Raw genomic sequence first — 2,157 nt, 5'->3', positions numbered from 1 at the left:
GCCGTGGATCCAGCATCCACGGCGGCCCCGAGGGCTTCGCGGCGCTCGACAAGCACGCGCCGGCCGTGCCTATGGTGCCCGCATGACGACCGACCCGTTACCCCGCCGGCTGGCCCGCACCCGACGGTTCACCCTGGGCGCCCCCGTCCGGCCCGAGCCCTCGCCGGACGGCACCGCCGTGCTCTTCCTGCGCGGCCGCGGCGGCACCGACCCGCTCGACTGCCTCTGGGCCCTGGACACCGCCACCGGCGGGGAACGGCTGCTCGCCGACCCGGCCGCCCTGGGCGCCACCGAGGGCATCGCCGGGTACGGCACCGACGCCACCGGCACGCTCGCCGTCTTCGCCCTGGACGGCGCCCTGTGGCTGGCCGACACCGCCCGGGGCACCGTCCGCGCCGTCCCCGTTCCCGTCCCGGGTCCGCCGCAGGACCCCCGGCTCGACCCGACCGGCCGCACGATCGCCTACGTGAGCCGCGGCGCCCTGCGGGTGGTCGCCACCGACGGCACCGGCGACCGCCCGCTCGCCGAACCCGAGGCCGAGGACGTCGCCTACGGGCTCGCCGAGTACGTCGCCGCCGAGGAGATGTTCCGCGACCGCGGCCACTGGTGGTCCCCCGACGGCACCGCCCTGCTGGTCGCCCGGGTCGACGAGCGCGCGCTCACCCGGCACTTCCTCGCCGACCCGACCGATCCGCACCTCCCACCGCGCGCCATCCGCTACCCACTGGCCGGCACCGCCAACGCCGAGGTCTCGCTCCGGCTGCTCGGCCTCGACGGCACCACCACCGAGGTCCACTGGGACCGTGCCGCCTTCGAGTACCTCACCGCCGCCGGCTGGGACGCCCACGGCCCGTACGCGGCCGTGCAGAGCCGCGACCAGCGCACCGTCCGCACCCTGGCGATCGACCCGGACGGCACCACCCGGGTGCTCGCCGAGCGGCAGGACCAGCACTGGATCGAACTGCTCCCCGGCCTGCCGGCGCGCACCGCGAGCGGCGCCCTGGTCGACACCGCCGACGACGGCGACACCCGGCACCTGACCATCGGCGGCGAACCGGTCACCCCCGCCGGGCTCCAACTGCGCGCGGTGCTCGGGACGGAGGGCGAACAGGTGCTGTTCACCGCCTCCGACGAGCCCACCGAGACCCACCTCTGGACGTACGGGCCGGACACCGGCCCCCGGCGGCTGAGCACCGGCCCCGGCCTGCACACCGGCGTGCGGCGCGGCGGCACCCTGGTGCTCACCACCCGCTCCCCCGGCCACCCCGGCGGCCGCTCCACCGTCCACCGCGAGGGCCGCCCGGTGCTCCCGCTCGCCTCGCGCGCCGAGCCGCCGCCGTACACCGCCGCGCCCGAACCGCTCCGGCTCGGGCCGCGCGAACTGCGCGCCAACCTCTTCCTCCCCGACGGCCACCGCCCCGGCGGCGGCCCGCTGCCCGTCCTGCTCGACCCGTACGGCGGGCCCGCGACGCAGAAGGCCACCACCGGCGGCCTCTGGTGGGACCAGGTCTCCCAGTGGTTCGCCGACCAGGGCTTCGCGGTGCTCGTGGTGGACGGCCGGGGCACCCCCGGACGCGGGCCGCGCTGGGACAAGGCCGTCTACGGCGACAAGGCCTCGTTCCCCCTGGCCGACCAGATCGACGGCCTGCGGGCGGCCGCCCGGCTGCGGCCCGGCCTGCTCGACCTCGACCGGGTCGCCATCCGCGGCTGGTCCTACGGCGGCTACCTCGCCGCCCTCGCCGTACTGAGGCGTCCGGACGTCTTCCACGCCGCCTCCGCCGGCGCCGCCCCCACCGACTGGCGGCTCTACGACACCCACTGGCAGGAGCGCTTCCTCGGCCACCCCGACGAGCACCCCGGGCACTACGACGGCGGCTCGCTGATCGCCGGGGCGCCGAAACTCAGCCGCCCGCTGCTGCTGATCCAGGGCCTCACCGACGACAACGTCCACCCCGCCCACACCCTGCGGCTGTCCGCCGCCCTGCTCGCCGCCGGGCGCCCGCACGAGGTGCTCCCGCTGCGCGCCACCGGCCACCGGCCCACCGACGAAGCCGTGGTGGAAAACCTGCTGCACCACGAACTGCGCTTCCTGCGGCGGTCGTTGGGCCTGGAATAGGCACGCCTTCGCCCCGTCGAGCCGACGGGCTCGACGGGGCG

1 protein-coding gene is annotated in these 2,157 nt (G+C 77.1%); it reads left to right on the top strand.

Annotated elements, in window-relative coordinates:
- Window positions 1-82 precede the first annotated feature (82 nt).
- Window positions 83-2,116, top strand: coding sequence for a prolyl oligopeptidase family serine peptidase (locus tag ACFRMQ_RS40305; protein WP_380735885.1), 2,034 nt, complete (start codon window positions 83-85; stop codon window positions 2,114-2,116).
- Window positions 2,117-2,157: the final 41 nt, after the last annotated feature.

It is taken from the genome of Kitasatospora sp. NPDC056783 (assembly GCF_042789895.1).
Classification (GTDB): domain Bacteria; phylum Actinomycetota; class Actinomycetes; order Streptomycetales; family Streptomycetaceae; genus Kitasatospora.
This window is presented reverse-complemented; position numbering and strand designations above follow the sequence as displayed.